The 25492-nt window shown below is 69.5% G+C and carries 23 protein-coding genes and 1 pseudogene; 14 read left to right on the top strand and 10 right to left on the bottom strand.

Features of this window, described 5'->3' with window-relative positions; all coding sequences use genetic code 11:
- Positions 1–106 precede the first annotated feature (106 nt).
- Genes repSA through ACIBI4_RS34045 form a run of 3 tightly spaced genes read left to right on the top strand, consistent with a single transcriptional unit; the run spans position 107 to position 2930 of the window.
- Positions 107–1498 (top strand): replication initiator protein RepSA, encoded by a 1392-nt coding sequence (gene repSA, locus ACIBI4_RS34055; protein ID WP_399208135.1) that lies wholly within the window; start codon positions 107–109, stop codon positions 1496–1498.
- Positions 1495–1689: a helix-turn-helix domain-containing protein gene (locus ACIBI4_RS34050; protein WP_399208103.1), complete on the top strand. Its 195-nt coding sequence runs from the start codon at positions 1495–1497 to the stop codon at positions 1687–1689. The genes repSA and ACIBI4_RS34050 overlap by 4 nt, the downstream gene beginning before the upstream one ends.
- Positions 1689–2930 (top strand): tyrosine-type recombinase/integrase, encoded by a 1242-nt coding sequence (locus ACIBI4_RS34045; protein WP_399208102.1) that lies wholly within the window; start codon positions 1689–1691, stop codon positions 2928–2930. Before ACIBI4_RS34050 ends, ACIBI4_RS34045 begins: the two co-directional genes overlap by 1 nt.
- Before the next feature lie 80 nt (positions 2931–3010).
- Here the strand turns inward: ACIBI4_RS34045 and ACIBI4_RS34040 are convergent, their stop codons facing one another.
- Positions 3011–3772 carry a phosphoglyceromutase gene (locus ACIBI4_RS34040; protein WP_399208100.1) on the bottom strand — a complete coding sequence of 254 codons (762 nt, stop codon included), beginning with the start codon at positions 3770–3772 and terminating at the stop codon, positions 3011–3013.
- Positions 3773–3958: 186 nt separating this feature from the next.
- Between ACIBI4_RS34040 and ACIBI4_RS34035 the strand changes: the two genes are divergently transcribed.
- Positions 3959–5257, top strand: coding sequence for an MDR family MFS transporter (locus ACIBI4_RS34035; protein WP_399208099.1), 1299 nt, complete (start codon positions 3959–3961; stop codon positions 5255–5257).
- On the opposite strand, the gene ACIBI4_RS34030 is transcribed toward ACIBI4_RS34035, so the two are convergent.
- The 3 genes from ACIBI4_RS34030 to mshA form a co-directional block, all read right to left on the bottom strand.
- Positions 5247–6911 carry a glycosyl hydrolase family 28-related protein gene (locus ACIBI4_RS34030; protein WP_399208098.1) on the bottom strand — a complete coding sequence of 555 codons (1665 nt, stop codon included), beginning with the start codon at positions 6909–6911 and terminating at the stop codon, positions 5247–5249. The two genes, ACIBI4_RS34035 and ACIBI4_RS34030, sit on opposite strands and share 11 nt — an antisense overlap.
- A gap of 106 nt (positions 6912–7017) precedes the next feature.
- Positions 7018–7509, bottom strand: coding sequence for a YbjN domain-containing protein (locus tag ACIBI4_RS34025; protein WP_399208097.1), 492 nt, complete (start codon positions 7507–7509; stop codon positions 7018–7020).
- Entirely contained in the window at positions 7502–8866 is a 1365-nt protein-coding gene (mshA, locus tag ACIBI4_RS34020; protein WP_399208096.1) for a D-inositol-3-phosphate glycosyltransferase, read from the bottom strand. Before mshA ends, ACIBI4_RS34025 begins: the two co-directional genes overlap by 8 nt.
- A gap of 314 nt (positions 8867–9180) precedes the next feature.
- On the opposite strand from mshA, the gene ACIBI4_RS34015 reads away from it, so the two are divergent.
- The 4 genes from ACIBI4_RS34015 to ACIBI4_RS34000 all read left to right on the top strand — a co-directional run bounded on the left by ACIBI4_RS34015 (position 9181) and on the right by ACIBI4_RS34000 (position 15347).
- Positions 9181–11505 carry a CDP-glycerol glycerophosphotransferase family protein gene (locus ACIBI4_RS34015; protein WP_399208095.1) on the top strand — a complete coding sequence of 775 codons (2325 nt, stop codon included), beginning with the start codon at positions 9181–9183 and terminating at the stop codon, positions 11503–11505.
- A 51-nt stretch (positions 11506–11556) separates the two neighbouring features.
- On the top strand, positions 11557–12357 hold the full coding sequence (locus tag ACIBI4_RS34010) for a class I SAM-dependent methyltransferase (protein ID WP_399208094.1): 801 nt from the start codon (positions 11557–11559) through the stop codon (positions 12355–12357).
- Positions 12358–12698: 341 nt separating this feature from the next.
- A complete protein-coding gene (locus tag ACIBI4_RS34005; RefSeq protein WP_399208093.1) occupies positions 12699–13781 on the top strand; it encodes an NlpC/P60 family protein in 1083 nt (360 codons plus the stop codon).
- A 261-nt stretch (positions 13782–14042) separates the two neighbouring features.
- Complete coding sequence (locus ACIBI4_RS34000; protein ID WP_399208092.1) at positions 14043–15347, top strand: PP2C family protein-serine/threonine phosphatase; 1305 nt, start codon at positions 14043–14045, stop codon at positions 15345–15347.
- Positions 15348–15431: 84 nt separating this feature from the next.
- Here ACIBI4_RS34000 and ACIBI4_RS33995 read toward each other — a convergent pair whose 3' ends face one another.
- The 3 genes from ACIBI4_RS33995 to ACIBI4_RS33985 form a co-directional block, all read right to left on the bottom strand.
- Positions 15432–15767, bottom strand: a complete 336-nt coding sequence (locus ACIBI4_RS33995; protein WP_399208134.1) for a DUF2516 family protein — start codon at positions 15765–15767, stop codon at positions 15432–15434.
- Between the two features lie 119 nt (positions 15768–15886).
- The gene (locus ACIBI4_RS33990; RefSeq protein WP_399208091.1) at positions 15887–16504 is read right to left on the bottom strand and encodes a hypothetical protein; all 618 of its coding nucleotides are present in this window, start codon (positions 16502–16504) and stop codon (positions 15887–15889) included.
- A 36-nt stretch (positions 16505–16540) separates the two neighbouring features.
- On the bottom strand, positions 16541–16945 hold the full coding sequence (locus tag ACIBI4_RS33985) for a helix-turn-helix domain-containing protein (protein WP_399208090.1): 405 nt from the start codon (positions 16943–16945) through the stop codon (positions 16541–16543).
- An 83-nt stretch (positions 16946–17028) separates the two neighbouring features.
- On the opposite strand from ACIBI4_RS33985, the gene ACIBI4_RS33980 reads away from it, so the two are divergent.
- The 5 genes from ACIBI4_RS33980 (at position 17029) to ACIBI4_RS33960 (ending at position 21784) form a co-directional block, all read left to right on the top strand.
- On the top strand, positions 17029–17553 hold the full coding sequence (locus ACIBI4_RS33980; RefSeq protein WP_399208089.1) for a DUF2199 domain-containing protein: 525 nt from the start codon (positions 17029–17031) through the stop codon (positions 17551–17553).
- 33 nt (positions 17554–17586) lie between these two features.
- Positions 17587–18045, top strand: coding sequence for a DUF6228 family protein (locus ACIBI4_RS33975; RefSeq protein WP_399208087.1), 459 nt, complete (start codon positions 17587–17589; stop codon positions 18043–18045).
- A gap of 225 nt (positions 18046–18270) precedes the next feature.
- Positions 18271–18927, top strand: coding sequence for a hypothetical protein (locus ACIBI4_RS33970; RefSeq protein WP_399208086.1), 657 nt, complete (start codon positions 18271–18273; stop codon positions 18925–18927).
- Positions 18928–18974: 47 nt separating this feature from the next.
- A complete protein-coding gene (locus tag ACIBI4_RS33965) occupies positions 18975–20312 on the top strand; it encodes a KGGVGR-motif variant AAA ATPase (RefSeq protein ID WP_399208085.1) in 1338 nt (445 codons plus the stop codon).
- Positions 20309–21784, top strand: coding sequence for a hypothetical protein (locus ACIBI4_RS33960; protein ID WP_399208084.1), 1476 nt, complete (start codon positions 20309–20311; stop codon positions 21782–21784). Before ACIBI4_RS33965 ends, ACIBI4_RS33960 begins: the two co-directional genes overlap by 4 nt.
- A gap of 268 nt (positions 21785–22052) precedes the next feature.
- On the opposite strand, the gene ACIBI4_RS33955 is transcribed toward ACIBI4_RS33960, so the two are convergent.
- Both ACIBI4_RS33955 and ACIBI4_RS33950 read right to left on the bottom strand, forming a co-directional pair.
- The gene (locus ACIBI4_RS33955) at positions 22053–22577 is read right to left on the bottom strand and encodes a hypothetical protein (protein ID WP_399208083.1); all 525 of its coding nucleotides are present in this window, start codon (positions 22575–22577) and stop codon (positions 22053–22055) included.
- 161 nt (positions 22578–22738) lie between these two features.
- A pseudogene (locus tag ACIBI4_RS33950) lies at positions 22739–23481 on the bottom strand (class I SAM-dependent methyltransferase).
- 135 nt (positions 23482–23616) lie between these two features.
- On the opposite strand from ACIBI4_RS33950, the gene ACIBI4_RS33945 reads away from it, so the two are divergent.
- Positions 23617–24606, top strand: a complete 990-nt coding sequence (locus ACIBI4_RS33945) for an alpha/beta fold hydrolase (RefSeq protein ID WP_399208082.1) — start codon at positions 23617–23619, stop codon at positions 24604–24606.
- Here ACIBI4_RS33945 and ACIBI4_RS33940 read toward each other — a convergent pair.
- Positions 24603–25478 (bottom strand): NAD(P)-dependent oxidoreductase, encoded by an 876-nt coding sequence (locus ACIBI4_RS33940; protein WP_399208081.1) that lies wholly within the window; start codon positions 25476–25478, stop codon positions 24603–24605. The genes ACIBI4_RS33945 and ACIBI4_RS33940 overlap by 4 nt on opposite strands.
- Positions 25479–25492 lie beyond the last annotated feature (14 nt).

Raw genomic sequence — 25492 nt, 5'->3', positions numbered from 1 at the left:
GCAACTCTGCGGACACGTCGGGTCCTTCCGATCCGTCCGTGAGCTCCCCGCAGAGGGGGCGTCGCCGGTGACCTACCTGCCTGTTGCGCCCGAGGCCGTCGCTGACATGGCGGCCTCGTTCGGCACCGACCCAATCACCCTCGCGGACATGCTGAGGGTCGCCGGTGATCCGGACTTCGAGCGGTGGCAGGAGCAGATCCGCCGTACCGGTGGCTGCTCGAACCCGATCCACCTCGAAGGCTGGACGCTCACCAAAGACCGCGCGACCGGCGAGACGCTGTACTCGTATTCGACCCAGCAAGAACCCGGCGGGCGGCTCCGCGTCGCCTGCGGCAACCGCCGTGCCTCGCGCTGCCCCTCGTGCGCTTGGATGTACGCGGGCGACACCTACCACCTGATCCGTGCCGGGATCACAGGCGATACCCGCAAGGGCATTGCCCCGGCGGTCCGTTCACACCCCCGGGTCTTCGCCACGCTCACCGCCCCAAGCTTCGGCCCGGTCCACAACCGCCCCGCCTCCGGCCGCTGCCGCTGCGGTCGCACGCACACCGAAGATGACCCCCAGCTCGGCACGGCACTCGATCCAGAGCGCTACGACTACGCGGGCGCAGTGCTGTGGAACAACCATGCGGGCGACCTGTGGCGACGCTTCACGATCTACCTGCGCCGTGAGATCGCGCGGCGTGCGGGCCTGTCCCAACGGGCCTTGCCCGATCACTGCCGGGTCTCCTTCGGCAAGGTCGCCGAGTTCCAGAAGCGCGGCGCCGTGCACTTCCACGGGGTCGTCCGGCTCGACGGTCCCGACGGGCCTGACACCGAGCCGCCCGCCTGGGCCTCGGTCGCGCTCCTGGACGATGCGATCCGCTCGGCTGCTGCTCGAGTAACCGTGGACGTGCCTGCGGCCGGCTGCTTCCCCGCCCGCTCCTTGAAGTGGGGCACGCAGGTGGATGTCCAGCCCATCGGCGGCTTAGCCGAGGATGACCTGACTGAAGAGACCGTGGCCGCGTACGTCGCCAAGTACGCCACCAAGGCCGCCGAGACCACGGGCACCGTGGACCGCCGCATCGGGGAAGTCCGCGAGCTCGACCGGCTCCCAGACCTGCCGGACCACACGCGGCGCCTGATCGAAGCCTGCTGGGAACTGAACGCGAACTATCCGGATCGGCTGCTCGCGCACTGGTCGCACATGCTCGGTTTCCGTGGCCACTTCTCCACCAAGTCCCGCCGCTACTCGACCACCCTCGGAGCCTTACGGCAGGTCCGCGCCGACTTCCGCGCCCGCCAGGACCGCAAGGCACGCGGCTACACGGAAGACCTCGACGACCAGGAGGGCTCCACGCTGGTCCTCGCGCACTGGACCTACGCCGGACACGGCCACACCCCCGGTGAATCGCTGCTCGCAGAATCAATCGCCCGGGACATCCGCCTCAACCGCGAGACCGCCCGCGAAGCACGCGCCGACCAACTCGACGCCGACGACTGGGAGGTCTGCGCATGACCCGGCCCCTCCCCGATCGCTACCTCACTCCAGCCGACCTGGCCGACCTCATGGGTGTACCGATCGAGACCGTCTACGAGTGGCGTCGCAAGCGCATCGGACCGCGCGGGTTCCGAGTCGGCAAGCACCTTCGCTTCGACCCCGAAGACGTGAGCCTGTGGGTCCAGTCCCTGATGGAAGGGGCTGCCTGATGGCCGGACACATCCAAGACCGCTGGTACAAGGTCGAGACGGGGCCCGACGGTAAGCCCGTCAAGACCAAGACCGACCGCTATGGCACCGGGATGCGCTATCGCGCCCGCTACGTCGGCCCCGACGGTACCGAGAAGTCCAAGAGCTTCCCGGACAAGCAGAAGCGCTTGGCTGATCAATGGCTGGCGCATATCGAGGCCGACATGTCGCGTGGCCAGTACCTCGACCCGCTCAAGGCCAAGACGACGTTTCAGCAGTACGCCGAGCGCTGGTTGCCGTCGGCCGCGACCGACCCGAACACCGAAGCCTCGATGACCTCCCAACTCCGGCTGCACGCCTTCCCGTACATCGGGTCGCGCCCGCTCGGGACCTTCCAGCCGGAGCACATCCGGGACTGGACCCGAACGCTCAAGGAGAACGGTGTCGTCGGCTCGTACGCCCGGGTCATCTACTCGAACGTGCGGGCCGCGCTGAGCGCTGCCGTGGATGACGGGTACCTGGCCCGGAACCCGTGCTCGGCACGCTCCGTCAAGGCCCCGGAGGTCGAGCGCAAGCGCATCACCCCGTGGACTCCTACGAGGGTGTTCGCCGTACAAGCGGGCCTGCCTGAGCGCTATCGGGCGATGGCGGATCTGGGTGCCGGCTGCGGGCTCCGCCAGGGTGAGATCCTTGGCGTCGCCGTGGACGCGATCGACTTCGAGTCGGACACCCTGCACGTGGTGCGGCAGCTCAAACTCAGCCTGAGCAAGCCGGTGTTCGCCCCGCCCAAGGGAGGCAAGCTCCGGGATGTTCCTCTCCCCGAGCCGGTGGCGGACGCCTTGCGTGCCCACATGAAGGAGTTCCCGCCCGTTGAGATCACGCTGCCATGGAGGACCGCCGACGGGCCGATGACCACTCATCGCCTGATCTTCACCGCGCCCGGGGGCAACCACGTGTGGCGCACTTCCCTGAACACGGAGGCGTGGAAGCCTGCTCTCGTGGCTGCCGGGGTGATCCCCGAGCCGAAGACCAGGGCTGAGGGTCACGCCGCCGCGCGCGAGCACGGGATGCACGCGCTGAGGCACTTCTACGCCTCGGCCCTGCTCGATGGTGGCGAGAACATCAAGGCCGTCAGCGAGTACCTCGGGCACAGCGATCCGGGCCTGACGCTGAGGGTCTACGCCCACCTCATGCCGAGCAGCCAGGAGCGTACGAGGAAGGCCATCGCCGCCGCGTACGACAAGGCCCAGCATCCGGGCTGACGGCCCACAGACGGCCCCAGGCACGACTCAAGCCCCCTACTCACGGAAAGACCGCAGGTAGGGGGCTTGATCGAGGGTGCTTACTTCTTCTTGCCCTGGTTCTTGACCGCCTCGATCGCAGCCGCCGCCGCGTCCGGGTCCAGGTACGTGCCGCCCGGCTTCACCGGCTTGAAGGTGGCGTCCAGTTCGTAGGCGAGCGGGATGCCTGTCGGGATGTTGAGGCCCGCGATGTCCGCGTCCGAGATGCCGTCCAGGTGCTTGACCAGGGCGCGCAGCGAGTTGCCGTGGGCCGCGACCAGGACGGTGCGGCCCGCGAGGAGGTCGGGGACGATGCCGTCGTACCAGTACGGGAGCATGCGCCCCACGACGTCCTTCAGGCATTCGGTCTTCGGGCGCAGCTCCGGCGGGATCGACGCGTAGCGCGGGTCGTCCGACTGGGAGTACTCGGTGCCGTCTTCCAGGGCCGGCGGCGGGGTGTCGTACGAGCGGCGCCACAGCATGAACTGCTCCTCGCCGAACTCGGCGAGGGTCTGGGCCTTGTCCTTGCCCTGCAGGGCGCCGTAGTGACGCTCGTTCAGACGCCAGGAGCGGTGGACCGGGATCCAGTGGCGGTCGGCGGCCTCGAGCGCCATCTGCGCGGTGCGGATCGCGCGCTTCTGGAGCGAGGTGTGCACGACGTCGGGGAGCAGGCCGGCGTCCTTGAGCAGCTCACCGCCGCGGACCGCCTCCTTCTCGCCCTTCTCGTTGAGATTGACGTCCACCCAACCGGTGAACAGGTTCTTCGCGTTCCATTCGCTCTCGCCGTGGCGGAGGAGGATCAGCTTGTACGGTGCGTCGGCCATGGCTCCGAGCGTAATCGAACCCACGGGCCCCTCGCGCGCGCAGTCCGGTGCCCGGACCCCCCGGCCGCCGATTGACGGTTCCTGTTAATCGGGTGGCCCGCACGGACCCTCGACTCGTAACGTGTGAGCACCTTGAGCGCCTATTACAGGCACCACTTCACCAGCCGTTTCCGGGGGGATACACCGATGTCGATCGCCAGCATCAGGCGGGCCGCCCACGAGACCGTGGCCGGGCTCCCCCGTGAGTTCTGGTGGCTCTGGACGAGCACCCTGATCAACCGGCTCGGGGCTTTCGTCGCCACGTTCATGGCCTTGTACCTGACCCTCGACCGGGGCTATTCGGCCTCGTACGCGGGACTTGTGGCCGCCCTGCACGGCCTCGGCGGTGTCCTCGGCACCCTCGGCGCCGGTGTCCTGACCGACCGGCTCGGGCGCCGGCCCACGATGTTCCTCGCGCAGGGCGCCACGGCGGTCAGCGTCGCGGTGCTCGGGTTCATGACCCACCCGGTGGCCATCGCGGCCGTCGCCGGTGTGGTCGGGGTGGCGTCCAACGCCTCGCGTCCCGCCGTCCAGGCGATGATGGCCGACATCGTGCGGCCCGAGGACCGCGTGCGGGCCTTCGCCCTGAACTACTGGGCGATCAACCTCGGCTTCGCCTTCTCGTCGATGGCCGCGGGCATCGTCGCCCAGTACAGCTATCTCGCCGGATTCCTCGGCGAGGCCGTCCTGACCATGGCGTGCGCGGTGCTCGTCTTCCTGAAGCTGCCCGAGTCGCGGCCGGAGCGGACCGTCGTGGCGGGGAAGGCCGTGGACCCGCAGGTGTCGATGGGGACCGTCGTCAAGGACGGCCGGTTCATGGGCGTCGTCGGGCTCTCCTTCCTCATCTCGCTGATCTTCACGCAGAGTTACGTGGGCCTGCCGGTCGCGATGGGCAGCGAGGGCTTCACACCCTCGGACTTCGGCATGGTCATCGCCGTCAACGGCGTCCTGATCGTGGCCCTGCAGATTCCGGTGACGCGGTTCATCGAGCACCGGGATCCGCAGAAGCTCCTCGTGATCTCGGCGCTGCTCGCGGGGTACGGGTTCGGGCTCACCGCGTTCGCCGGGTCGATCGCCACGTACGCCCTGACGATCGTCGTCTGGACGCTCGCCGAGATCGTCAACGCGCCCACCCAGACGAGCCTCGTCGTCCGGCTCTCGCCGGTGCACGGCCGCGGCCGCTACCAGGGCATGTACTCGATGTCCTGGTCGGTGGCGGCGCTCGCGGCCCCGCTGATGGCCGGGTTCGTGATCGACCACTTCGGCGCCGACTGGCTGTGGGGCGCCACGGCGGTGCTCGGCACGGTGGCCGCGCTCGGCTACTGGCTCCTGATGCGCAACCTGCCCGCGACGGACGAGGTGACCGGAACCCCGGCCGCCCCGGTGGCCACGGAGCCCGTACAGGCCGCCGCCACCGAGGGAGCCAGAGCCGAGCTCAAGGCCTGACGGCGAGCGCCCGCTGAGCCTCGTAAAGGTTCTGCGGGCGCACCCCGCCGGGACGCCCGTACGCCTCGCTGCGCGTGTGCAGCTCGCCGGTGAAGTCCGGGACGTCGATCTGGCCGAACTCGCGGACCTCGCTGATCGCCACGGTCGCGCTGTACGGGGCGATCCCGTCGAGGCGTACGCAACCCGCGCGGCCGTTGGTGACGGTGACGTTCCAGTGCGTGAAGCGGGCCCCGTACAGCGGGCCCGCGCTCGCGTCGCCGCCGTGCGTCCCGGTGTTGTCGACGGTCACGTCGGTACGGACGTTGGCGAAGGGCATCCCGCGGTGGGTGTCGAAGGTGCCCATGTGCATGGTGCCGCGGGACCAGACGTTGTAGCTGGAGAGCCCCTCCACGTTGACCCCGTGCAGCTGGGTTCCGGCCGGCGCGGGCACGGTGCGCTGCTCGATCGTGAAGTCCTCGACGAGGTTGTCGTGCGAGCCCTCACGGCAGTAGTACGGGTGGTGCGAGCCCCGGCCGCCGACACGCGTCCTGCGCAGGGTGCACGCGGAGGCGGCGATGAAGCCGAAGCCGTTGTCGACGTGGCGTACGACGACGTCCTCGGCCCAGCAGTCGTACGCGCACTGGAAGGCAAGGCCGTTGTACCCGAGGTCGAGCAGATGCTGGGCCTGCGGCGTCTCGACGGCTTCGAGGGTGAGGCCCTCGACGCCCGAGCCGGTGAGGGGCTCGGCGAGGGCGGTCAGGCGGGGGTCCCACGAGGGGCGGACGTCGAGCGGCAGCGGGCGCTCGAACGTCACCCGGCTGCCCCGGACCGCGGTGATGCGGACGGGCCATTCGTAGGGGACGTACGAGGTGAGCTTGGTCTTGTCGTCCCAGGTGTACGCCTCGGCGCCCGCGCCGCCGCCCGCCATGTGCTCCAGGAGCGTGTGGTCCGCGTCGTCGGCGAGGCGCAGCAGGACGAGCCGGCCGGGCGCGAGGCGCGAGGGGTCGGCGACGGTCACCGACCAGTCGCCACGCTCGGCGGGCGCGACCGTCGTGAGGGTCTCCCACGCGTCGCGCTTGTTGCCGGTCCAGCCCTCGAAGGGCCAGTCCTGCGCCTTGACGGCGGCGATCAGCGAGTCCCAACGCGCCTGCGGGGCGAGCCAGATGAGGCCGCCCGCCCAGGACCAGCCGGACTTCGTGCCGCCGTAGCGGCTGCCGTACTTGCCGATCAGTTCGGTGAGGTGCTTGGTCGCGAGCAGCTTGGTACGCCCGCTGCCCGCGCCGCGCAGCACCACGCCGCTGTGGGCGATCCGGATGATGCCGTCGATGCGGTACGTGCCCGCCGGGATGAGCACCGTGCCCCCGCCGGCTCGTCCGGCATCGGCGAGGGCACGGTTGATCGCGGGGGCGGCGTCCTGTGAGCCGTCGTTCTTCGCGCCGTACGCGAGGACGTTCGCCCGTATGCGGGGGCGGGGGCGGGAGCGGCTGCCGCGCGCGTAGCCCGCGCGGCCCACGTACGGGATCTGCGGGTGGGTGTACGGGGTGCGGGTGAACTCCCGCCACAGCGCGGCCGTTTCGGGCCGTGTCCCCGCGGCGGCGGGGGTGGTGCCGACGGTCGCCGCCGTGGCCACGGCGATCGCACCGCCGAGCAGCCCCCGTCTGCTGAGCCCTTCCATGAGCACCGCCCTTTCACGTATGTGAACAGCATTCACGTCTGCGTGCGCGGTGAGCATGGCACGGCAGAGGAGGGCAGGGAAGGGGCTGTGCAGGGTGTGAGAAGAGCTAGCCGGCGCTCGGCTTGGTCAGATGCGTGAACGCATCCAGGTTGCGCGTGGACTCCCCGCGCGACACCCGCCACTCGTACTCGCGCCGGATCGCCGAGGCGAAGCCCAGCTCCAGGAGGGTGTTGAAGGAGCCGTCCGCCTCTTCGAGGACGACTCCGAGGAGCCGGTCCACCTCGTCGGGCGTGACGGCGGCGAGCGGGAGCTTGCCGGCGAGGTAGATGTCGCCGAGCGGGTCGATCGCGTAACCCACCCCGTACAGCCGCAGGTTGCGTTCGAGCAGCCAGCGGTGCACACCCTCCGCGTTCTCGTCGGGGTGGCGGATCACGAACGCGTTGAGCGAGAGCGCGTGCCGGCCCAGCCGCAGCGAGAGTGTGGTGGAGAGCTTGCGGGTGCCGGGGAGCTGGACGACGTAGGCACCGGGCTCCGGCGACTCCCAGGACAGTTCGGCGTCCTTGAGCGTCTGTTCCAGGACCTCGCGCGCGTCAGCCATGGTGCGAGCGTACGCGACGGCGCTGGTCGAACAGGGCCGCGGTGTAGACGTCCGCGGTGGCGGAGGCGGCGGTGTCCCAGCCGAAGGAGCGGGCGTGCCGGGCGGCGGCCGCGCCCATCCGCTCCACCAGGTGCGGCTCGTCCACGAAGAGCTCCAGCTTCCGCGCGTACGCGGCCGGGTCGTGCCCCTCGACGAGGAAGCCACTCACCCCGTCCCGTACCGCCACGGGCAGACCGCCGACGGACGCGGCGACCACCGGGGTGCCCGCGGCCTCGGCCTCGATGGCGACCAGGCCGAAGGACTCGCTGTACGAGGGCATGACCAGCACGGACGCGGCCCGGAACCAGTCGGCGAGCTGCTCCTGGCCGACCGGCGGCCGGAACCGTACGACATCGGCGATGCCCAGCTTGGCGGCCAGCTTCTGCAGGCCTTCGGGCTTGGCGAGACCGCTGCCGGAGGGGCCGCCGACCACCGGCACGACCAGGCGGGAGCGCAGCTCGGGGCGGCGGTCGAGCAGCAGGTGCACGGCGCGCAGCAGGATGTCGGGGGCCTTGAGGGGCTGGATGCGGCCCGCGAACAGCGGGATCAGGGCGTCCTGCGGAAGCCCGAGCCGCTGCCGGGCGGCGGCTCGTCCGTCGGCCGGGCGGAAGCGGTCGAGGTTCACGCCGGGGTGGACGACGGCGACCTTGGCGGGATCGGCCGCGTAATGCCGTACGAGTTCGTCCGCCTCCTCGTCCGTGTTGGCGATGAGGCGGTCCGCGGCGTCCACGATCTGTGTCTCGCCGATGACGCGGGCGGCGGGCTCGGGGGTGTCGCCCTCGGCCAGCGCCGCGTTCTTGACCTTCGCCATCGTGTGCATCGCGTGCACGAGGGGGACGCCCCAGCGCTCGGCGGCGAGCCAGCCGACGTGGCCGCTCAGCCAGTAGTGCGAGTGCACCAGGTCGTAGTAACCGGGACGGTGGCCTGCCCAGGCGCGCATCACCCCGTGCGTGAACGCACAGAGCTGGGCGGGCAGTTCCTCCTTCGCAAGACCTTCGTACGGACCGGCGTCCACATGCCGTACGAGGACACCGGGCGCCAGCTCGACCTCGGGCGGGAGGTGGCCGGTCGTGGCCCGCGTGAAGATCTCGACCTCGATGTTGATCGCGGCGAGCCGCTTGGCGAGCTCCACGATGTAGACGTTCATGCCGCCCGCGTCGCCCGTGCCGGGCTGGTGCAGCGGCGAGGTGTGCACGCTGAGCATCGCGACCCGGCGCGGCTTGCGCGGGGTGCCGGGCAGCCGCAGCCGCGGGGTGGTGGACAGCAGCGCGGGCGTGGAGGCGAGCCGCCCGCCGAGCCTGCTCACGTACTGGCTCACGCGCGAGGCCTCCTCGTGACGACATGACAGATCCGGAGGACACGGCACGCCCTCCGAACCTCCCGAACACCGGAGGCACCCGTTCCTATTCCGGCCGTCCAGCCGTGCTGCCGGCCGCCCGTCCTGCCGCCCTGACGTCCGGCCGCCCGTCCAGGATCGCCTGCGGCCGGGCGGGCCGCACGGCGGCGGTGCCCGGATTACGGACCAAAGTCCCTCGCCGCCGGGACCATCGGCGCACTTCACGAGGTGGTGACCGGGATTAGGTTCGCAGAGTTCAAGAATTTGCTTATGGCGGCGTTACACGAGGAGAGTCCGTGAATCAGCCCGGTCAGGACCGGCCGCGTATCAGCGTGATCGTCCCGGTGTTCAAGGTGCAGGGATATCTGCGCGAGTGCCTGGACTCGGTCCTCGGGCAGGATTTCACCGACTTCGAACTGATCGCGGTCGACGACTGCTCGCCGGACGGATGCGGCGCGATCCTCGACGAGTACGCGGCCCGCGATCCGCGCGTACGGCCCGTCCACCTCACGGAGAACGGCGGCATCGGCAACGCGCGCAACGTCGGCGTCGAGCACGCCCGCGGCACGTACCTGTTCTTCCTGGACAGCGACGACACCATCACGGACGGCGCGCTGCGGGCCATGGCCGAGCGGCTCGACGTGTGCGAGGACCCGGAGATCCTGCTCTTCGACCATGTGCGGACGTACTGGTGGAACAAGGAGCAGCCGAGCGCGTCGGGCGAGCTCCTGGAGGCCGCAGGCGCCACGTGCTTCCGTCCCGTGGACCGCCCCGAAACGCTGCACATGTTCGCGGTGGTGTGGAACCGGCTCTACCGCCGCGACTTCTTCACCCGGAACGGATTCGCGTTCACGAGCGGCCTCTACGAGGACGCCCTCATGGTCTATACGACGATGCTCACCGCCGAGCGCGTGGCGTGCCTCGACCGGGTCTGCGTGGAATACCGTCAGCGGCGCAGTGGAAACTCCATGCGCACGCCCGGGCGTAAGCATTTCACCATCTTCCCGCAGTACCGCCGGCTTTTTGATTTCCTCGACGCCCGCGACGGTCTCGACGCTCTCCGTCCGTTCCTTTTCGAGCGCATGGTGAGCCATTTCCTGTTCACCCTCGCGCGTACGGACCGTGTGATGCCCCGCGACCGCCGGGAGTTCTTCCGCAGGGCCGCCGCCATGTACCGCGCGTACGAGCCCGCCGGCTTCGAGCCGCCCGAGGGGCTGATGGGCGCGAAGTTCCGTGCCCTGCGCCTGGGCTCGTACGCCGCCTTCCAGGTCTCCAAGCAGGCCCATTTCGGCCTGCAGACCGCGGGCCGGCGGGCCCGGCGCACGAAGCGCGCGCTCGGCAGGCGCGCCTACGCGGCGCACTACCGGATGCAGCTGCGCCGCCCGCTCGACGAGAACCTCGCGGTGTACGGCGCGTACTGGAACCGCCGCCCCGCCTGCAATCCGCTGGCGATCCACGAGCGCGCCAAGGAGCTCGCGCCGCAGATCCACGGAGTGTGGGTGGTGAGCCAGGAGGTCGCCGACGAGATGCCCGCCGGGATGGACTACGTGGTCGTGAACACCCCCCGGTACTGGGAGGTGATGGCCCGCGCCAAGTACCTGGTGAACAACGTCAACTTCTCGAATGACGTGGTCAAGCGCGAGGGCCAGGTCTATCTGCAGACCCATCACGGCACCCCGCTCAAGCGCATGGGCATCGACCAGCAGCGCTTCCCCGCGGCCGCCAAGGGCATGAGCTTCCGCAAGCTGCTCGAACGCGCCGACCGCTGGGACCTCAGCCTGTCGTCGAACCAGCACAGCACCGAGCACTGGGAGCGGGTCTACCCCTGCGACTTCACCTCGCTCGACCTCGGCTACCCGCGCAACGACGTCTACTTCCGGGCGAGGGCCGAGGACGTCATCGGGATCCGCGAGCGGCTCGGCATCGCGCCCGGCACCAAGGCCCTCCTGTACGCGCCGACGGTCCGCGACTACCAGGCGGGCTTCGTGCCGCGCCTCGACTTCGCCCGCCTGGCCCGGGAGCTGGGCCCCGACTTCGTCCTCCTGGTGCGGACGCACTACTTCTACAAGGAGGACCCGGAGCTGCGGGAGCTGGAGCGCCGCGGCCTGGTGAAGGACGTGTCCGCGCACCCGTCCGTCGAGGAGCTCTGCCTCGCGTCCGACGCGCTCATCGGGGACTACTCGTCGCTGATGTTCGACTACGCGTGCCTGGACCGTCCGATCGTCACGTTCGCCGACGACTGGGACGTGTACGTGAAGGCCCGCGGCGTCACCTTCGACCTGCTCTCGGGCGAGCCCGGCGAGACCCCCGGCGAGGTCGCCACGACCGAGGACGAGCTGATCGCCCTGTTCCGCGACGGCTCCTGGAACGGCGAGCGCTCGGCGCGGCGGCGGGCCGCGTTCCGCGAGCGCTTCTGCCCGTACGACGACGGGCACGCGGCGGAACGCGTGGTGCGGCGGGTCTTCCTCGGCGAGCAGGGCCCCGGGATCCTGCCGCTTGCCGAGCGCCGCACGGCACCCTCGCCCACGGCGGCGGAGGAGGCGCTGCGGGCGGAGACGGCGGAGGGGCTGGCCCTTCTGGACGGGAGCAGCCTGGACGGGAGCAGCCTGGCCTCGGGCTGACCGCCCCCGGCTCGCGCCGAAACCTGCCTCGCGCTGACCGATACTGGACCCATGGCCCGCCCCTCCACCTGCCCCGTCGGGACCGTGACGCGCGGGACCACCAACCCGAACCGGCTGCGGCGCATGGACCGCTGGATCGCCGCGTGGCACGGGCGGGCGCTGCGGGCGCGGGACGCGCCGCTCGCCGTGGACCTCGGGTACGGGGGCGCGCCCTGGACCGCCGTGGAGCTGCTGCACCGGTTGCGGACGGCGGCCGCGGACGTACGGGTCGTCGGGATCGAGATCGATCCGGCGCGGGTCGCGGGGGCGAAGCCGTACGAGGAGGACGGGCTGAGCTTCCGGCTCGGCGGCTTCGAGGTGCCCACCACGCCGGCCGACGGGCCGCCGGTCCTGATCCGTGCGGCGAACGTGCTGCGGCAGTACGACGAGGAGCAGGTCGCCGAGGTCTGGCGGCGGCTGTGCGGGCGGCTCGCGCCCGGCGGGCTGCTCGTCGAGGGGACCTGCGACGAGATCGGGCGGCGGCACGTGTGGGTGGCGCTGGGGCCCGAGGGTCCGCGCACGGTGACGTTCGCGACGCGGCTCGGCTCCCTGGAGCGGCCCTCCGACCTGGCCGAGCGGCTGCCGAAGGCGCTGATCCACCGCAATGTGCCGGGTGAGCCCGTGCACGCGTTCCTGCGGGACTTCGACCGCGCCTGGGCGGCCGCGGCGCCCTTCGCCTCGTACGGGGCGCGCCAGCGGTGGATCCGGACCGTGCGGGATCTGCGCGCGGACTGGCCCGTGGTGGACGGGAGTTCGCGGTGGCGGCAGGGCGAGGTGACCCTGGAGTGGGGGGCGTTGGCGCCTCGGGGGTGAGAGGCGAAAGGTGAGGGGCGGGGGCGGGGGCGAGCGGCCTGGCGGCCGGCGGCACCTTCCTCACGTACGTCTCAATCCGCGCATAAGTCCCAAGGACCACAAGGGTGACAGTCCGCGTCGGCGGGAACGAGACGTGGCAGTCATTCGTCAGACGGGACGGGAGCGTGCCGGTGGCGCGGGAAGTGGCAGGTGGGGGCGTCGAGTTGGTCCCGCGGTGGGGTGGATGTCGCCGTGTGGCCGATTCGCGTGACTGCGGGACTCTGTCGTAATCCGCGCGGGCGTGGCACCATCCCGGAGTCGTGCACTGTTACTGACGGGCCATCAGATCAGGGGGCGTGAGCGTGACCTGCAGGCGAACCTCGACCATTGCGGCAGTGGCGCTGGTCTGCGCCCTGGGCCTGCTCAGCGCGCCCGGCGGCGCCGTGGCGGCCCCGGCGTCCGGACCGCTCGCCGCCGCGCCGGCCAGGCCCGATGAGCCCGAGCCCGAGGGCCGCAGCCTGCAGGAGGTGCGCGAAGAGCTCGACGACCTCTACCACGACGCGGCGGTCGCGACCGATGCGTACAACGCGGCGGAGGAGAAGGCCAAGAAGCAGTCCGACCAGATCGTCGAGCTCGCCAACAAGATCCAGGACCTGCAGGCCAAGCGGGACCGCCTGAAGGACCAGGCGGGCGCGGCGGCCCGCGCGCAGTACCGCAGCGGCGGGGTGCCCCCGCAGGCGCAGCTGGTGCTGAGCGACGATCCGGAGGAGTTCCTCGACGGCGCCCAGCGCGTGCGCCAGGGCCAGCACGCCACCACCAAGATGCTGGCGGAACTGGCCACCACCGAAGAGGACTTGCAGCTCTACGCGAAGGACGCGGGCGACTACTGGATCGAGCTCGACCGCCACACGAAGGACCAGGCCAAGCGCAAGAAGAAGATCGAGGCCAAGATCAAGGCCGCCGAGAAGCTGGAGAAGAAGCTCGCCAAGGAGGAGCGCGAGCGTCTGCTGCAGATGGAGCGCGACGCCCAGGCGCAGGCCCAGACCGCCTGGCTCGACACCGGCATCCTCAAGGAGATCAACGGCAAGGCGTCCGCGCAGGGCAAGAAGGCCATCGCCTTCGCGAGCAAGCAGATCGGGAAGCCGTACGTGTGGGGGGCCGAGGGCCCGGGCTCGTACGACTGCTCGGGGCTCACGCTGAGGGCCTGGGAGGCGGCCGGCCGGTCGATACCGCGCACCTCGCAGGAGCAGTGGAAGCAGCTGCCGCGCATCAAGGTCAATGAGATGCGGCCCGGCGACCTGATCATCTACCACGCGGACGCGAGCCATGTGGGGATATACGTGGGCAACGGAGCGATCGTGCACGCCCCGCGCCCCGGGCGGAACGTGACGGTGGCCGGCGCCGGTTCGATGCCGATACTCGGGGTCGTACGCCCGGACAAGTGAGGTGTGGGCGGGTTCGCCCCGGGGTGACCCCGCTCACGTGACCTGCGCCACCCGGGCAACCCGCGGGGCGTGATGTTCGTCATCCCGGGTGGAGGCGCCGCGTGCCCAATTACGGGACGGGACGCGGCATATGACTCCGGCTCTTTGCAGCTCGCCATTCCAAACCGGTGTCGGCTACCGCTAAGGTCCCCGTCGGCGGAACGTCGTTTCGACTGGGTGTCGTCCCGCCGCGCCCTCGGGGGGAGGGAAGGAACCAGAAGGATGCCCGTACCCATACCGCGGCAGAGAGCAGTCCCGGCCGTGGAAGGTGGTCAGGCTCAGCCTGCACCGGCGCTCGCGCCCGGTGCGGATGCCCTGTCGGCACAGCCAGGCGCCGTGGAGACCGGTGTCGGCCTGACGCTGCTCGTCATCGAGGACGACCCGGCGCAGACGCTCGGCGTACCCGAGCTGCTCGACGCCGCCGGCAAGCCCATCAAGGTGCGCACCGCCCGCAACCTCACCGAGGCCGAGCGGCTGCTCACCGACGACGTGCACTGCATCCTGCTCGACCTCGCCCTGCCCACCCCCGGCCGCACGGCCGCCGAGGACGTGCTGGGCACGCTCAAGCACGTGCTGCGGCTCGCACCCCGGCACGCGGTCCTCGCGCTCACCGCGAGCGACGACACGGAGCGGGCCACGGAGGCGGTACGGGTCGGCGCGCAGGACTACCTGTTCCGTGACGAGCTGGACAGCCGCGTCCTGACCCGCGCGATCCGGTACGCGGTGGAGCGCAAGCGCGCCGACATCGCCCAGCACCAGCTCACCGAGTCCCGGCTGCGCGCCCAGGAGAACGCACGCCTGGAGCGCGGTCTGCTGCCCACGCCGCTGCTCGACGGCGCCCCGCTGCGGTTCGCCGCCCGCTACCGGCCGGGCCGCTCCCGCGCACTGCTCGGCGGCGACTTCTACGACGCCGTGCGCACCCCCGACGGCACGGTGCACGCCATGATCGGTGACGTCTGCGGGCACGGCCCCGACGAGGCCGCGCTCGGCGTCGAACTCCGGATCGCCTGGCGCGCGCTGACCTTCGCGGGCCTGTGCGGCGACGAGCTGCTCTCGACCCTCCAGCAGGTCCTGGAACACGAACGCCCCGACGACGAGATCTTCGCGACGCTCTGCACCGTGGACATCTCGCCCGACGGCCGTCGCGCCGGCCTCTGCCTGGCGGGCCACCCCTCGCCCCTGATAGCGCGCTCGGGCGGCCTCGCCGAGCTCCTGCCGTACGAGAACAGCGGCCCCGCCCTCGGTCTGCTGCCGCGCGCCCGCTGGCCGCGCCAGCAGGTGGAGCTGGGCGGCGCGTGGAGCCTGATGCTCTACACCGACGGTCTGATCGAGGGCCGCGTGGAATCCGGCAGCAAGCGCCGCCTCGGCCAGGACGGCATGGTCGCGATGATCCGCCGCCAGCTGGACGAGGGCCTCACCGGCGACGGTCTGCTCCAGGCCGCGGTCAACGAGGTCCGCGACCTCAACGGCGGCGAGCTGACGGATGACGTGGCGGTCGTGCTGCTCGAGCGGGGGCCGCGGGCGTAGGGATCGCCCTGCCCCCGGACAGCAGTACGGCGGATCCGTCCCGAGGACGGATCCGCCGTGTGGCTCGTATGTACTCCCCTTGGCTCAGCGGCCGCCGTTGTACGGCCCGTACGGACCGTCGCTGCTGGAGCCGCCGCGGCGGCCACGGCCGCCGGTGACCTGCTGGAGGGCGGGGCGGACGTCGACGAAGAAGACGATCGTCGCGATCAGGCCCGCGATCTGCAGGAACAGCATCGGCACCAGGAGGTTCACCAGAACCGCGATGCCGAGGATGATCAGCCAGAAATTCTTGGTCTGCTTGTCCGCCGCACGATAAGCGTCCTCGCGGGCGGTCGCGGCCATGACCAGGGCCACCACGGCGAGCACCAGCATCGCCGTGAAGAGCAGCCACATGAAGCCGCCGAACGCTGACATCAGCACTTCGTCCACCACCTGTGTGTCAGGCCACTCGCCGATTGGGTTCCTGCGGCCACCGTACCCCGTACAACGGCCCGGACACTCGCTTCGTGCCCAGGCCGTTCCCGGTCCCCGCCCATGCCCTACTTGGCGGGCGGCGTGGTCTTCTTCGCGGCGGTCTTACGGGCCGGAGCCTTCTTCGCGACGGGCTTCTTGGCGGGCGCCTTGGCCTCGACGGGCTTCTCGGCGGTCTTGCCCTCGGCCGGCTTGTCCTCGACGACGGGCTCGGGGGCAGGAGCGGCCGCCTTCTCGCCCTCCACGACCGCGGCGATCTCCTCGATCTCCTCCGCCGCCTCGCCACGCCAGGTCTTCACGGCCTGCTCGCCGCGCTCGGCGACCTCGTCGTACTTCTCGCGCGCCTTGACGGCGTACTCGGCGGCGACACCGACACTGCGCAGCGCCAGGTCCTGAGCCGTCTCGCCGAGCTTCTTCAGATCGGTGTCGAAGCCGCCGATCACCTCGGTGACCTTGGCCTGCACGACCTCCTGCACCTCCTTGGCGCGGGCGGCGGCCTTCTCCTGGACGGCCTTCGGGTCGGCGCTGCGCACGGCCTCGAAGCGCTCCGGGGCCTCGGCCTGCAGCTTCTCGATGAGCTCGGGCACACGCCGGGCCTGCTGGACCGCGAGGTCCGCGGTGCCGGCGGCGAAGTAGAGGGGCTTGGGGTCGGTGACGGCCTTGCGGATGTCGTCGGTCAGAGCCATGGCGTACGTTCCTCCGGTCGGTATGAGGGTGCGGCGTCAGTCGTCGTCGGCCGTGCGGGCCTGGTCATCGGCGGTGTCCGTACCGTCTGCGGGAGCGGTCCCGTTCTCCTTGCGGAACGACTCGTAGATCTGAAGCAGCACCTGCTTCTGCCGCTCATTGATCGAGGGGTCCGCGAGGATCGCCGCCCTCGTCTCCACCTCGTCGCGCTCACGCTCGTCGAGGATCCCGGCCTGCACGTACAGCGTCTCGGCGGAAATCCGCAGCGCTTTCGCCAACTGCTGCAGAATCTCGGCACTCGGCTTGCGCAGCCCACGCTCGATCTGACTCAGATACGGATTGGACACCCCGGCGGCATCAGCAAGCTGCCTGAGCGACAACTGCGCCGTACGACGCTGCTCGCGCAGGTACTCACCGAGGTTGCCGACGTTGAGTGATGCCATGTGTGCATGCTGCCGCACCCTTGCTAACTATTGCAAGCAGATGCTTGCAATAGTGGTGCAGGACACGGCATTAGGCTCCACCGATGACCAGCAACCCCGGCTTCACCTGCTCATGCTGCGGCAGCCACCACGCCGAACTGCCGACGAACTACTCGACCGGCGCCCCATACGGCTGGGATCCGAGCTTCGCTGATTCCGCGGACTGCCTGCTCTCGTCGGACCAGTGCGTGATCCAGGCACAGCACTACTTCGTCAAGGGCCTGGTCGAGATACCGATCATCGACAGCAACGAGGTGTTCTCCTGGGCCGCGTGGGTCTCCCTCAGCCGGGACAACTTCTCCCGATACGCGGACCTTTGGGACACCCAGGGACGTGAAACAGAGGTGCCGTATTTCGGGTGGCTGTCCACCGACTATTTCCTCTACTCGCCCAGCACCATCAACTTGAAGACCCGCGTCCACACCCGCCCCATCGGACAACGTCCCTTCATCGAGCTGGAGCCGACCGACCACCCACTCGCAGTCGAACAGCGGACTGGCATCACCATGGAGCGCGTCCGTAAAATCGCCGAGGCCGTCCTCCACTCCGCCGACGGCGAAGTCAAGTGACGTCGAACGGGCTGCTGACCTAGCGTTCCGGGCATGACCTCCTGGGCCGAAGCCACCGACAGCTGCAAGCAGAACTTGGTCGTCCACTGCCAGGACGACACCTCCGTCAGCGTCACGTTCGACAACCGGTCCAGCTTCGACGCCGACGCCGTCCACTACGCCCTTGCACTGCACGCCCCGGGCTTGACTGCTCGTGCCGCGGAGATCGTCGCCTGGATCTGGGACGCCGACCTCGTCACATTCCTGGAGGAGCTGGCAGCCGACTACAGAGGCTGGAACGGAGACCGCAGCTGGCAGACCCTCGACCGGGATCTGACCGTGACGGCCGTTTTCCGCTCCGGCGGCCACGTCGGCCTCACGTGGTCCATTCGGCCATGGCGGCAGGCCGCCGGCGGCTGGAGCGCCTCGGTGACCACCTGGATTGAAGCCGGTGAACAGATGGCCTCCATGGCTGCCGATATCCGGCATTTCCTCGCCGGGGAGCCGCAGTGACCAGCGACCTGCGCATCACCTGGACACTAGGCGCACACGGGTGGGCCGCCTGCATCGTCGCGGATCACAAGGGTCCGCGAAGCTAACCGCGTCCTACACCAGCACCGCACCAGACGATCTCCTGGTAGCAGTGGCCAGGCTCGTCGTCGGCACATCGGTCCGTGACAACGATCGATGGGTGGGCGCTGCTACGCGCAGAGGGCCCGAGTATGACTGCCGCCCTCGATGAGCCAACCGGTCGAGGTGGTGGACCTGTCGTTCGGGCCGATGATGTTGGACGATCTCTATTTGAAGGCCGTGTTCACGCAGTGGTGGGCAACGTTCGGACGCGGCCGTTCTAGCGAACCTCGTCCTATGATCCCTTGCGTGTCAGGGACTTCAGGAACGTCGTCGGGAACTTCGTCAGCGCCTTCGGCTGAGCATCACTACGCTCACGCCGCCGAGCGGCACTACAAGGACGCTGTCTACCTCCAGGACGGTGGCCGCCTGCCCAACGCTGACTACCACCTCGGCTTCGCGGTGGAGTGCGCGTTGAAGAGCCTGTTGCTCAGGTTCACAGCCGCCACTATGGCCCCCAAGAAGCAGGGAAAGCCCCCGGCGAATGCCCCCTGGGTGTCTGATCCGGTCACGGGCAAGGTGAGCCACGACTACGGCCATCTGCCGTGGGTCACAGCCGATGTCTCCCTGCTGACGCACGGCCGGTCTGCGGCACGGTTGTCAGCCGCGCTCGCCAATCTCACCGCCTTCGACTCGTGGTCGGTCCACCAGCGTTACCTCGACGGGACCGCTGTCGCCGAAACTGACGTGTCGCGGCGGCGTACCGTGGCGCAAGAGATCCTCGGCCTGCACGAGCAAGCCCTGATCACCGGAAGGCTCCAGTGAACCTGCCTCATGTCCCCGTCCGGTTCGACGACGCCCGTCCCCGAGCCTTGACGATCGCCCACGACGTGGCCGCCGAGGGCGTGGACGTGCTGCTTGTACGGGACGTGCTGGGCCGTTTCGCACTCCTAGTCGACGACCGCGAGAAAGACGTGGTGGCCGCCCAAGCAATTGCCTGGAGCGAACGTCTAACCACAGATTTGCAACGGTACGCCGCCGACAGACCTCTGCTTCTCGCCTCGACTCTATTCTCAGCCGATGACCTGCTCGACTCCGAGCGCGTTCAGTCGGACGCGTTGCACCTGCCAGCCGACGGGCACGGCAGCGTCCGTGTCCTGGACAACACCGTGGTCGGCGAGGACTGGGCCCAGGTGTCCACCCCAACCGTCGAGACCGACGGCTCGCGTACCCACCGCACCGCCATGTACGGCTTCAAGGGCGGCGTCGGCCGGACAACAGCCACCGCAATCCTCGCCCGCCACCTCGCTGACCAGGGTCACGTCGTCCTCGTCGTAGACCTCGACCTAGAGTCTCCGGGCGCTGGCCCGCTCCTCGCCGCCGGGGCGCTGATGCCTCGCCATGGCATCGTCGACCAGCTCGTCGAGTCCGCAGTGCACAACGCGGACAACCTGGAACTGGTGGCCCCGACGGGATACACACCGCGCACGGGTCGAGGCGAACTTTGGGTGGCTCCGGCACGCGGCCGAGGCACCGAGAGCGCCCCCTATTCCTATGTCGACAAACTCAACCGGGTATACGCCGATATTCCTGGAATGGAGTTCGCTGACCGCCTGGCTGGCGCGGTCCGTGCCTGCGAAGATGCCGTGACCCGCGAGGGCGAAAGCGGTCGCCGCCCGAACGTAGTCCTCCTCGATAGCCGGGCTGGCATCCACGACATCGCCGCAGTCGCCATCTCCCGCCTGTGCGACCTCGCCCTGCTTTTCGGCGCGGACAACCGTCAGACTTGGGGCGGCTACGGTGATCTGTTCGCAGCCTGGCACGCTTCCGGGCAGGCCCGCGCGATCCGAGAGAAGCTCCGCATGGTTGCTTCCATGGTCCCGGAATCACCGCAGCGCCCAATGGACGCTTATCTGGAGTCGTTCCGCGAGCACTCCTGGGGTTGCTTCTCCCTCCTATACGACGATGACGTGCCGGAACCGGAGACTGGTCGGCTCGCCCCAGGTGCTTTCTCTCCGTCCCTGGAGGATGACTCGGCCCCGCACCACCCGATCCCTATTTTGTTCGAGCCCGGCCTGGTCGGTTTGGACGCAGACAGCGCACCAGGCTGGCAGGATCGCGCGTTCGTGCAGGCCGCATACCGTGACTTCCTGGCCACCGCAACTCTCCTGATCACCGCCGACCCGCAGAGCGACGAAGGACCGCGATGACGACTGCACTGGGCGCCCATGAATACCGCGAGCTGCTCTCCGCAGCGCTGCCCGAGGCGACAGACGCCGACACGCTCCTTCCGAACCTGCACACCCTGTTCACCCCGGACAGTCACCGGGTGGCGCTCTACGTCGACAGCACCGTGGTGCGCGGCGGGCGGGGCGTCGGCAAAACCTTCTGGTATCGCTCGCTGCTCGACGAAACTCTACGGGAGGTCGCCGCCGAGGAGTACGGCATCGAGCGACTACGCAAGCTCACCGTCTCTCCCGGCTACGGGGCGGCCGTCGAGCCGGACCTGTACCCGGGCACTGGCGTCTTGCGGCAGCTCGTGGAGGAGGGCGTGCGGCCCTATGACCTTTGGTACGCCGTACTACTGACGGCCCTTGGCCAGGCTGAACTACATGACCTCCCTGAGTGGCGCGACCGGGTCGCCTGGGTGCGCGCCAATCCTGGCGCGGCGGAACGCACAGTGCAGCACGCCGATCAGGAGGCACAGCGGTACGGCACCACTCACCTGGTCATCTTCGACGCCCTGGAACATCTCCATCGGGTGCGTGCTCAGGCCGACCGCCTCGTCGGCGGTATCCTGGAGCTCGCTCTCGCCATGCGTCTGGGCACCCGCAATATCCGCTGCAAGGTGTTCATCCGCCCCGACATGTTCGACGGCGCGCTCCTCCACTTCCCGGACGCCTCCAAGCTCACGGCCAACGCAGCCAGCCTGACCTGGTCCAACGCCAACCTGTACGGGTTGCTCTTCCACTACATGGGCAACCACAACAGCGAGTACGCAGAGCGCTTCCGCAGTCTCACAGGCGGTTGGGAGACCGACTCCTTCGGCCGACGCCACATCCCGTCCGCTCTACTCAGAGGCGACGAGCGGTCCCAGGCCGAACAGTTCACGCAGATCGCAGGCCCCTACATGGGCGCCAACTACCGCAAGGGCAACACGTACACCTGGCTACCCAACCACCTGATGGACGGCGTCGAGCAGGTCAGTCCTCGCAGCTTCCTCAGCGCCCTGAACAAGGCGGTCGCCGAGACACGCGGGACGTACGCGGGCCATGAGTACGCCCTGCACCACGAAGGCATCCGTCGAGGGGTGCAGACCGCATCCGAGACCCGGGTGCGAGAGGTCGGCGAGGACATGCCGTGGGTACGGCTGGCCATCGATCCACTGGCTGGCCGACAGGTCCCCATAGAACAGGACACGGTCACGGAGCTGTGGCACGAGGCACGACTGACTGACGTTCTACGCAAGGAGGCCGAACGTTCCGAGGTAGGAGGTGAGGAGGATGCCCTCGTCCGCACCGGCCCACGCTACCCGGACGACCCAAATCGCCTGATCGACGAATTGATCGTTCTCGGCGTGATGCGCCGCCGCCACGACGAACGCATCGACCTACCGGACGTGTACCGCATCGCCTTTAACATCGGCCGCAAAGGAGGGGTACCTAGGGTCACAGCACAATGAACCGGACCCGCTGGGCAGTGCTGGCAGGAGTCACGACGCGGCCGCGCAGTTGAAGGCCGGGTACCTCAAGGCGATACGCGACACTGAGGTATCTGCCAAGCAGGACAGCACGGGAGAAATCGGCCGAGAAACAGCCGGAAGTGACAACTAGCGCGTAATTCTGGTGACAGGAAGCGCTGGATGCGCCAGGTCAAAGGCCAACGCTGGTGACACCTAACGCTGGAAGTCACACGGATACCGCCTGCGGCTACTCCCACTCGTAGGTGAACTATGCGGCGTCATCTCCCAGGAGCGGCTTGAAGTCGAAGTTGACGTATGTCGGCTTCGACTCGGAGCTGAAGCCGTACTTGAGTGTGGAGGTCTGGTTCGGGGCCAAGCGGCCGGCGGAGGGGGACATGCCCACGTCGTTGACCGAGTCGACTATCTTGTTGGTCGCCCCGCCGTCGGTGTTGACCTCCGTCATCACGTCCCCGAGGTCGACGCTCTTGTCGCCCTTGTTTGTGAATTCCACCGTCACCAGGTAGTTGAAGTTGTCACTACCTGCGCCGGTGTCAGCGGGAGTCCACGGCCTGGGAACCGACGGCTTGATCTTCAGACCGTCGAGGTCCCCTGTGCCCTTCCCGAGGACCGCGACATCGTCGGCTTGGGCTACCAGTTGTGTTTCGGAAGGACCCCCGATCGGCACTGCGGTGGAACGGGCTTCGGCCGGCGCGAAAGCCAGGAGCGCTGCCCCAAGGGCAAGAATGCCGGTGCATGCGGTGAATGCGTGGGCGTAGTGGGATTTGGTGTCCATGGCGGGTCCCTTGTCTGAGGAGGCTGAAGGGTCACCTGGAACGGTTCGGCTGCAGACAGCCCCACATCAACAGTCACCCCGGATCCGGGGATGCTCAACACGACCACACCTCCACGAGGGCTGACTCCTGTTCCGGGAGCCAGTCGCGGTATGGACCCCCGCTACGGACGCCGCGCAACAAAAACGAACTCCTTCCCCGGCCGGTCCGGGGCCTCGCGCACCGCCTCCGGCTCATAGCCCGCCGCGCGCAAGTCCGCCTCGATCGTCGGACGGTCGCGGAAGCGCAGGGTGGAGTCCGAGGTGAGGGTCTCGGCGTTCTCGGTGAAGACGTAGGTCCAGCGGAAGGTCACCAACGGGCCCTGTCCGTCGGCGGGTTCGGTCACGTCGATCACGTCGACCCAGGTTTCGACAGGGCCCCACGCCCGCGACCTCCGTCACGCGGTACGAGGCCTCGCGCGTCCACTCCTGCCAGGCGCGCCGGGCCGGGTCGCGGGTCTCGAACACCGGGCGGCCGCCGGGGCGCAGGGCCTCGTGCGCTCCGCGCAGCGCGTCCCGCCAGCCTGCGGGTCGGTGATCTGCTGGGCGGCGTTCGCAGTCAGGGTGGCGAGGTCGGTGCGCAGCGGTGGGAGGGTCGTGGCGTCGCCGCAGAGCCAGCGCACGCGGTCGGCACTCGGTTTGGCGCGGGCGACGTCGAGGAGACGCGGGCCGGGTCGACGCCGACGACGTCGAGGCCGCATCCCGCGAGGAGCAGTGCGAACACGCCGGTCCCGCAACCGATGTCCAGCACCTGGCGCGCCCCGAACTCCTCCGCCATCCGGACGTACGCGTCGAGGTCGCCACTGTCGGGGTCGAGCGCGTCGTAGAGCGAGGCGAGCCGCGGGTGCGCGAAGCATTCATCAGCCATGCGAGCGACGGTAGACCCCGATTTCGGCGTCCTTTGCCGAAACCGCAAGGAAAATGGCCCGCCCGTTCCGCCCCTCCAGATGATGAGAGGGCGCCGGCGCACTACGGCCCGGCACAACGGGCTGGAGGAACCACGATGGCCGAGCACATGGCAGAGCACCGCATCGTCCGGACCGAGGACGGTACACGGATCCATTTCGTCGAGCAGGGCTCGGGGCCGCTCGTGCTGCTCGTGCATGGGTTTCCTGAGTTCTGGTACTCGTGGCGGCGGCAGCTTCCCGCCCTTGCCGGTGCCGGGTTCCGGGCCGTGGCGCTGGATGTGCGCGGGTACGGGCGGTCGTCGAAGCCCGCTGACCCGGACGCGTATCGCATGGTGGAGCTCGTGGCGGACAACGTCGCGGTCGTGCGGGCGCTCGGTGAGGAGTCGGCGGTGATCGTCGGGCACGACTGGGGTGCGACGATCGCGGCGCAGTCGGCGCTGCTGCGGCCCGAGGTGTTCCGCGCCGTGGGTCTGCTGAGCGTTCCGTACACCCCGCCGGGCGGGCCGCGGCCCGGTGAGGTGTTCGCCCGACTCGGGGGAGGGAATGAGGAGTTCTACGTCTCGTATTTTCAGGAGGCGGGGCGTGCCGAGGGGGAGATCGAACCGGATGTGCGCGGGTGGCTGGCCGGTTTCTACGCGGCGCTGTCCGCCGACACAATGCCCGGGCCTGACGCCCCCGACCCGCACTTCGTCGCGAAGGGCGGCATCCTGCGCGACCGTTTCCCGGCAGGGCGGCGCCCGGCCTGGCTCGGGGACGTCGAACTGGACACGTATGCCGAGGAGTTCGAGCGTACGGGCCTGACCGGCGCGCTCAACCGCTACCGCTGCATGGACCGCGACTGGCAGGACCTGGCCGCGTACGAGGGTGCGCCGCTGACCCAGCCGTCGCTGTTCCTCGGCGGCACCGAGGACGCGTCCACCACGTGGCTGGCCGCCGCGATCGACGCGTATCCGCAGACACTGCCGGGGCTCCTGTCCTGCCATCTCCTCGAAGGCGCGGGGCACTGGCTGCAGCAGGAGCGTCCGGAGGAGGTCAACCGGCATCTCGTCACATGGCTGCGCGAGCTGGAGGGGGCCAGGTCCTAGTCGCCTGTGGCGCGCGGCTGGCGTTCCGCGATGGCCGCCCAGTCGTCCGCTCCGCGGCCGTCGGCGATGGCTTCGGCGAAGACGGCGCGGAGCAGTTCGCCGATCGGGAGCGGGATGTTCTGGCCGGCCGCCGCGTCGAGCGCGAGGTGGAGGTCCTTGCGGCCCAGGAGCGTGGTGAAGCCGGCGGGCTGGTAGCGGCGTTCGGCGATCATCGAGCCGTAGCCGGTGTAGACGGGGCCCGGGAAGAGCGTCGAGGTCAGCAGCTCCACGAACTGACCGGGGTCGACCCCGGCGCCCTCCGCGACGCTGACCGCCTCGCCCAGTGACTGGATCGCGCAGGCGATCAGGTAGTTGCCGAGGATCTTCACGACGTTGGCCTGCTCGGGGCGGTCGCCGAGGCGCCAGGTCCGTGAGCCGATCACGTCGAGGAACGGCTGCACCCGGTCGAGCAGGGCGGGTTCGCCGGCCGCGAGGACGTTGAGCGCCCCGGCCTCGGCGACCGGGACGCGGCCGAAGACCGGTGCGGCGACGTATCCGACGCCGTGCTCGGCGTGTGCCGCTTCCGCCCGGCGGGCGAGCTCCGCGCTCACCGTGGCGAGGTTGACGTGAACCGTCCCGGCCGCGGCCTGCGCAAGGACGCCGGAGTCGAGGAACGTCGCGGCGACGGCCCCGTCGTCGGACAGGACGGAGAAGACCACCGGCGCCCGCAGGGCCTCGGCCACCGTGGCCGCCCGACGGGCACCCGCCGCGACCAGTGCGTCCGCGGGACCGTCGGAGCGGTTCCACACCACGACGTCGTGGCCGGCCTTCACGAGGTTGTGCGCCATGGCGCTCCCCATGGCTCCCAGACCGATGACCCCAATACTGCTCACGCCCGCCACCCTTT

The sequence above is a fragment of the Streptomyces sp. NPDC050418 genome (assembly GCF_044458745.1).
Lineage (GTDB): Bacteria > Actinomycetota > Actinomycetes > Streptomycetales > Streptomycetaceae > Streptomyces.
Note: the sequence above shows the minus strand (reverse complement) of the source record. Positions and strands in the feature narration are given on the sequence as shown.

What these genes read in the sequence shown, in the direction of transcription:
- repSA (WP_399208135.1), top strand. Translation starts at nt 107, where the DNA reads ATGGCGGCCTCGTTCGGCACCGACCCAATCACCCTCGCGGACATGCTG.
- ACIBI4_RS34050 (WP_399208103.1), top strand. Translation starts at nt 1,495, where the DNA reads ATGACCCGGCCCCTCCCCGATCGCTACCTCACTCCAGCCGACCTGGCC.
- ACIBI4_RS34045 (WP_399208102.1), top strand. Translation starts at nt 1,689, where the DNA reads ATGGCCGGACACATCCAAGACCGCTGGTACAAGGTCGAGACGGGGCCC.
- ACIBI4_RS34040 (WP_399208100.1), bottom strand. Translation starts at nt 3,772, where the DNA reads ATGGCCGACGCACCGTACAAGCTGATCCTCCTCCGCCACGGCGAGAGC.
- ACIBI4_RS34035 (WP_399208099.1), top strand. Translation starts at nt 3,959, where the DNA reads ATGTCGATCGCCAGCATCAGGCGGGCCGCCCACGAGACCGTGGCCGGG.
- ACIBI4_RS34030 (WP_399208098.1), bottom strand. Translation starts at nt 6,911, where the DNA reads ATGGAAGGGCTCAGCAGACGGGGGCTGCTCGGCGGTGCGATCGCCGTG.
- ACIBI4_RS34025 (WP_399208097.1), bottom strand. Translation starts at nt 7,509, where the DNA reads ATGGCTGACGCGCGCGAGGTCCTGGAACAGACGCTCAAGGACGCCGAA.
- ACIBI4_RS34010 (WP_399208094.1), top strand. Translation starts at nt 11,557, where the DNA reads ATGGCCCGCCCCTCCACCTGCCCCGTCGGGACCGTGACGCGCGGGACC.
- ACIBI4_RS34000 (WP_399208092.1), top strand. Translation starts at nt 14,043, where the DNA reads ATGCCCGTACCCATACCGCGGCAGAGAGCAGTCCCGGCCGTGGAAGGT.
- ACIBI4_RS33990 (WP_399208091.1), bottom strand. Translation starts at nt 16,504, where the DNA reads ATGGCTCTGACCGACGACATCCGCAAGGCCGTCACCGACCCCAAGCCC.
- ACIBI4_RS33985 (WP_399208090.1), bottom strand. Translation starts at nt 16,945, where the DNA reads ATGGCATCACTCAACGTCGGCAACCTCGGTGAGTACCTGCGCGAGCAG.
- ACIBI4_RS33980 (WP_399208089.1), top strand. Translation starts at nt 17,029, where the DNA reads ATGACCAGCAACCCCGGCTTCACCTGCTCATGCTGCGGCAGCCACCAC.
- ACIBI4_RS33975 (WP_399208087.1), top strand. Translation starts at nt 17,587, where the DNA reads ATGACCTCCTGGGCCGAAGCCACCGACAGCTGCAAGCAGAACTTGGTC.
- ACIBI4_RS33970 (WP_399208086.1), top strand. Translation starts at nt 18,271, where the DNA reads ATGAGCCAACCGGTCGAGGTGGTGGACCTGTCGTTCGGGCCGATGATG.
- ACIBI4_RS33960 (WP_399208084.1), top strand. Translation starts at nt 20,309, where the DNA reads ATGACGACTGCACTGGGCGCCCATGAATACCGCGAGCTGCTCTCCGCA.
- ACIBI4_RS33955 (WP_399208083.1), bottom strand. Translation starts at nt 22,577, where the DNA reads ATGGACACCAAATCCCACTACGCCCACGCATTCACCGCATGCACCGGC.
- ACIBI4_RS33945 (WP_399208082.1), top strand. Translation starts at nt 23,617, where the DNA reads ATGGCCGAGCACATGGCAGAGCACCGCATCGTCCGGACCGAGGACGGT.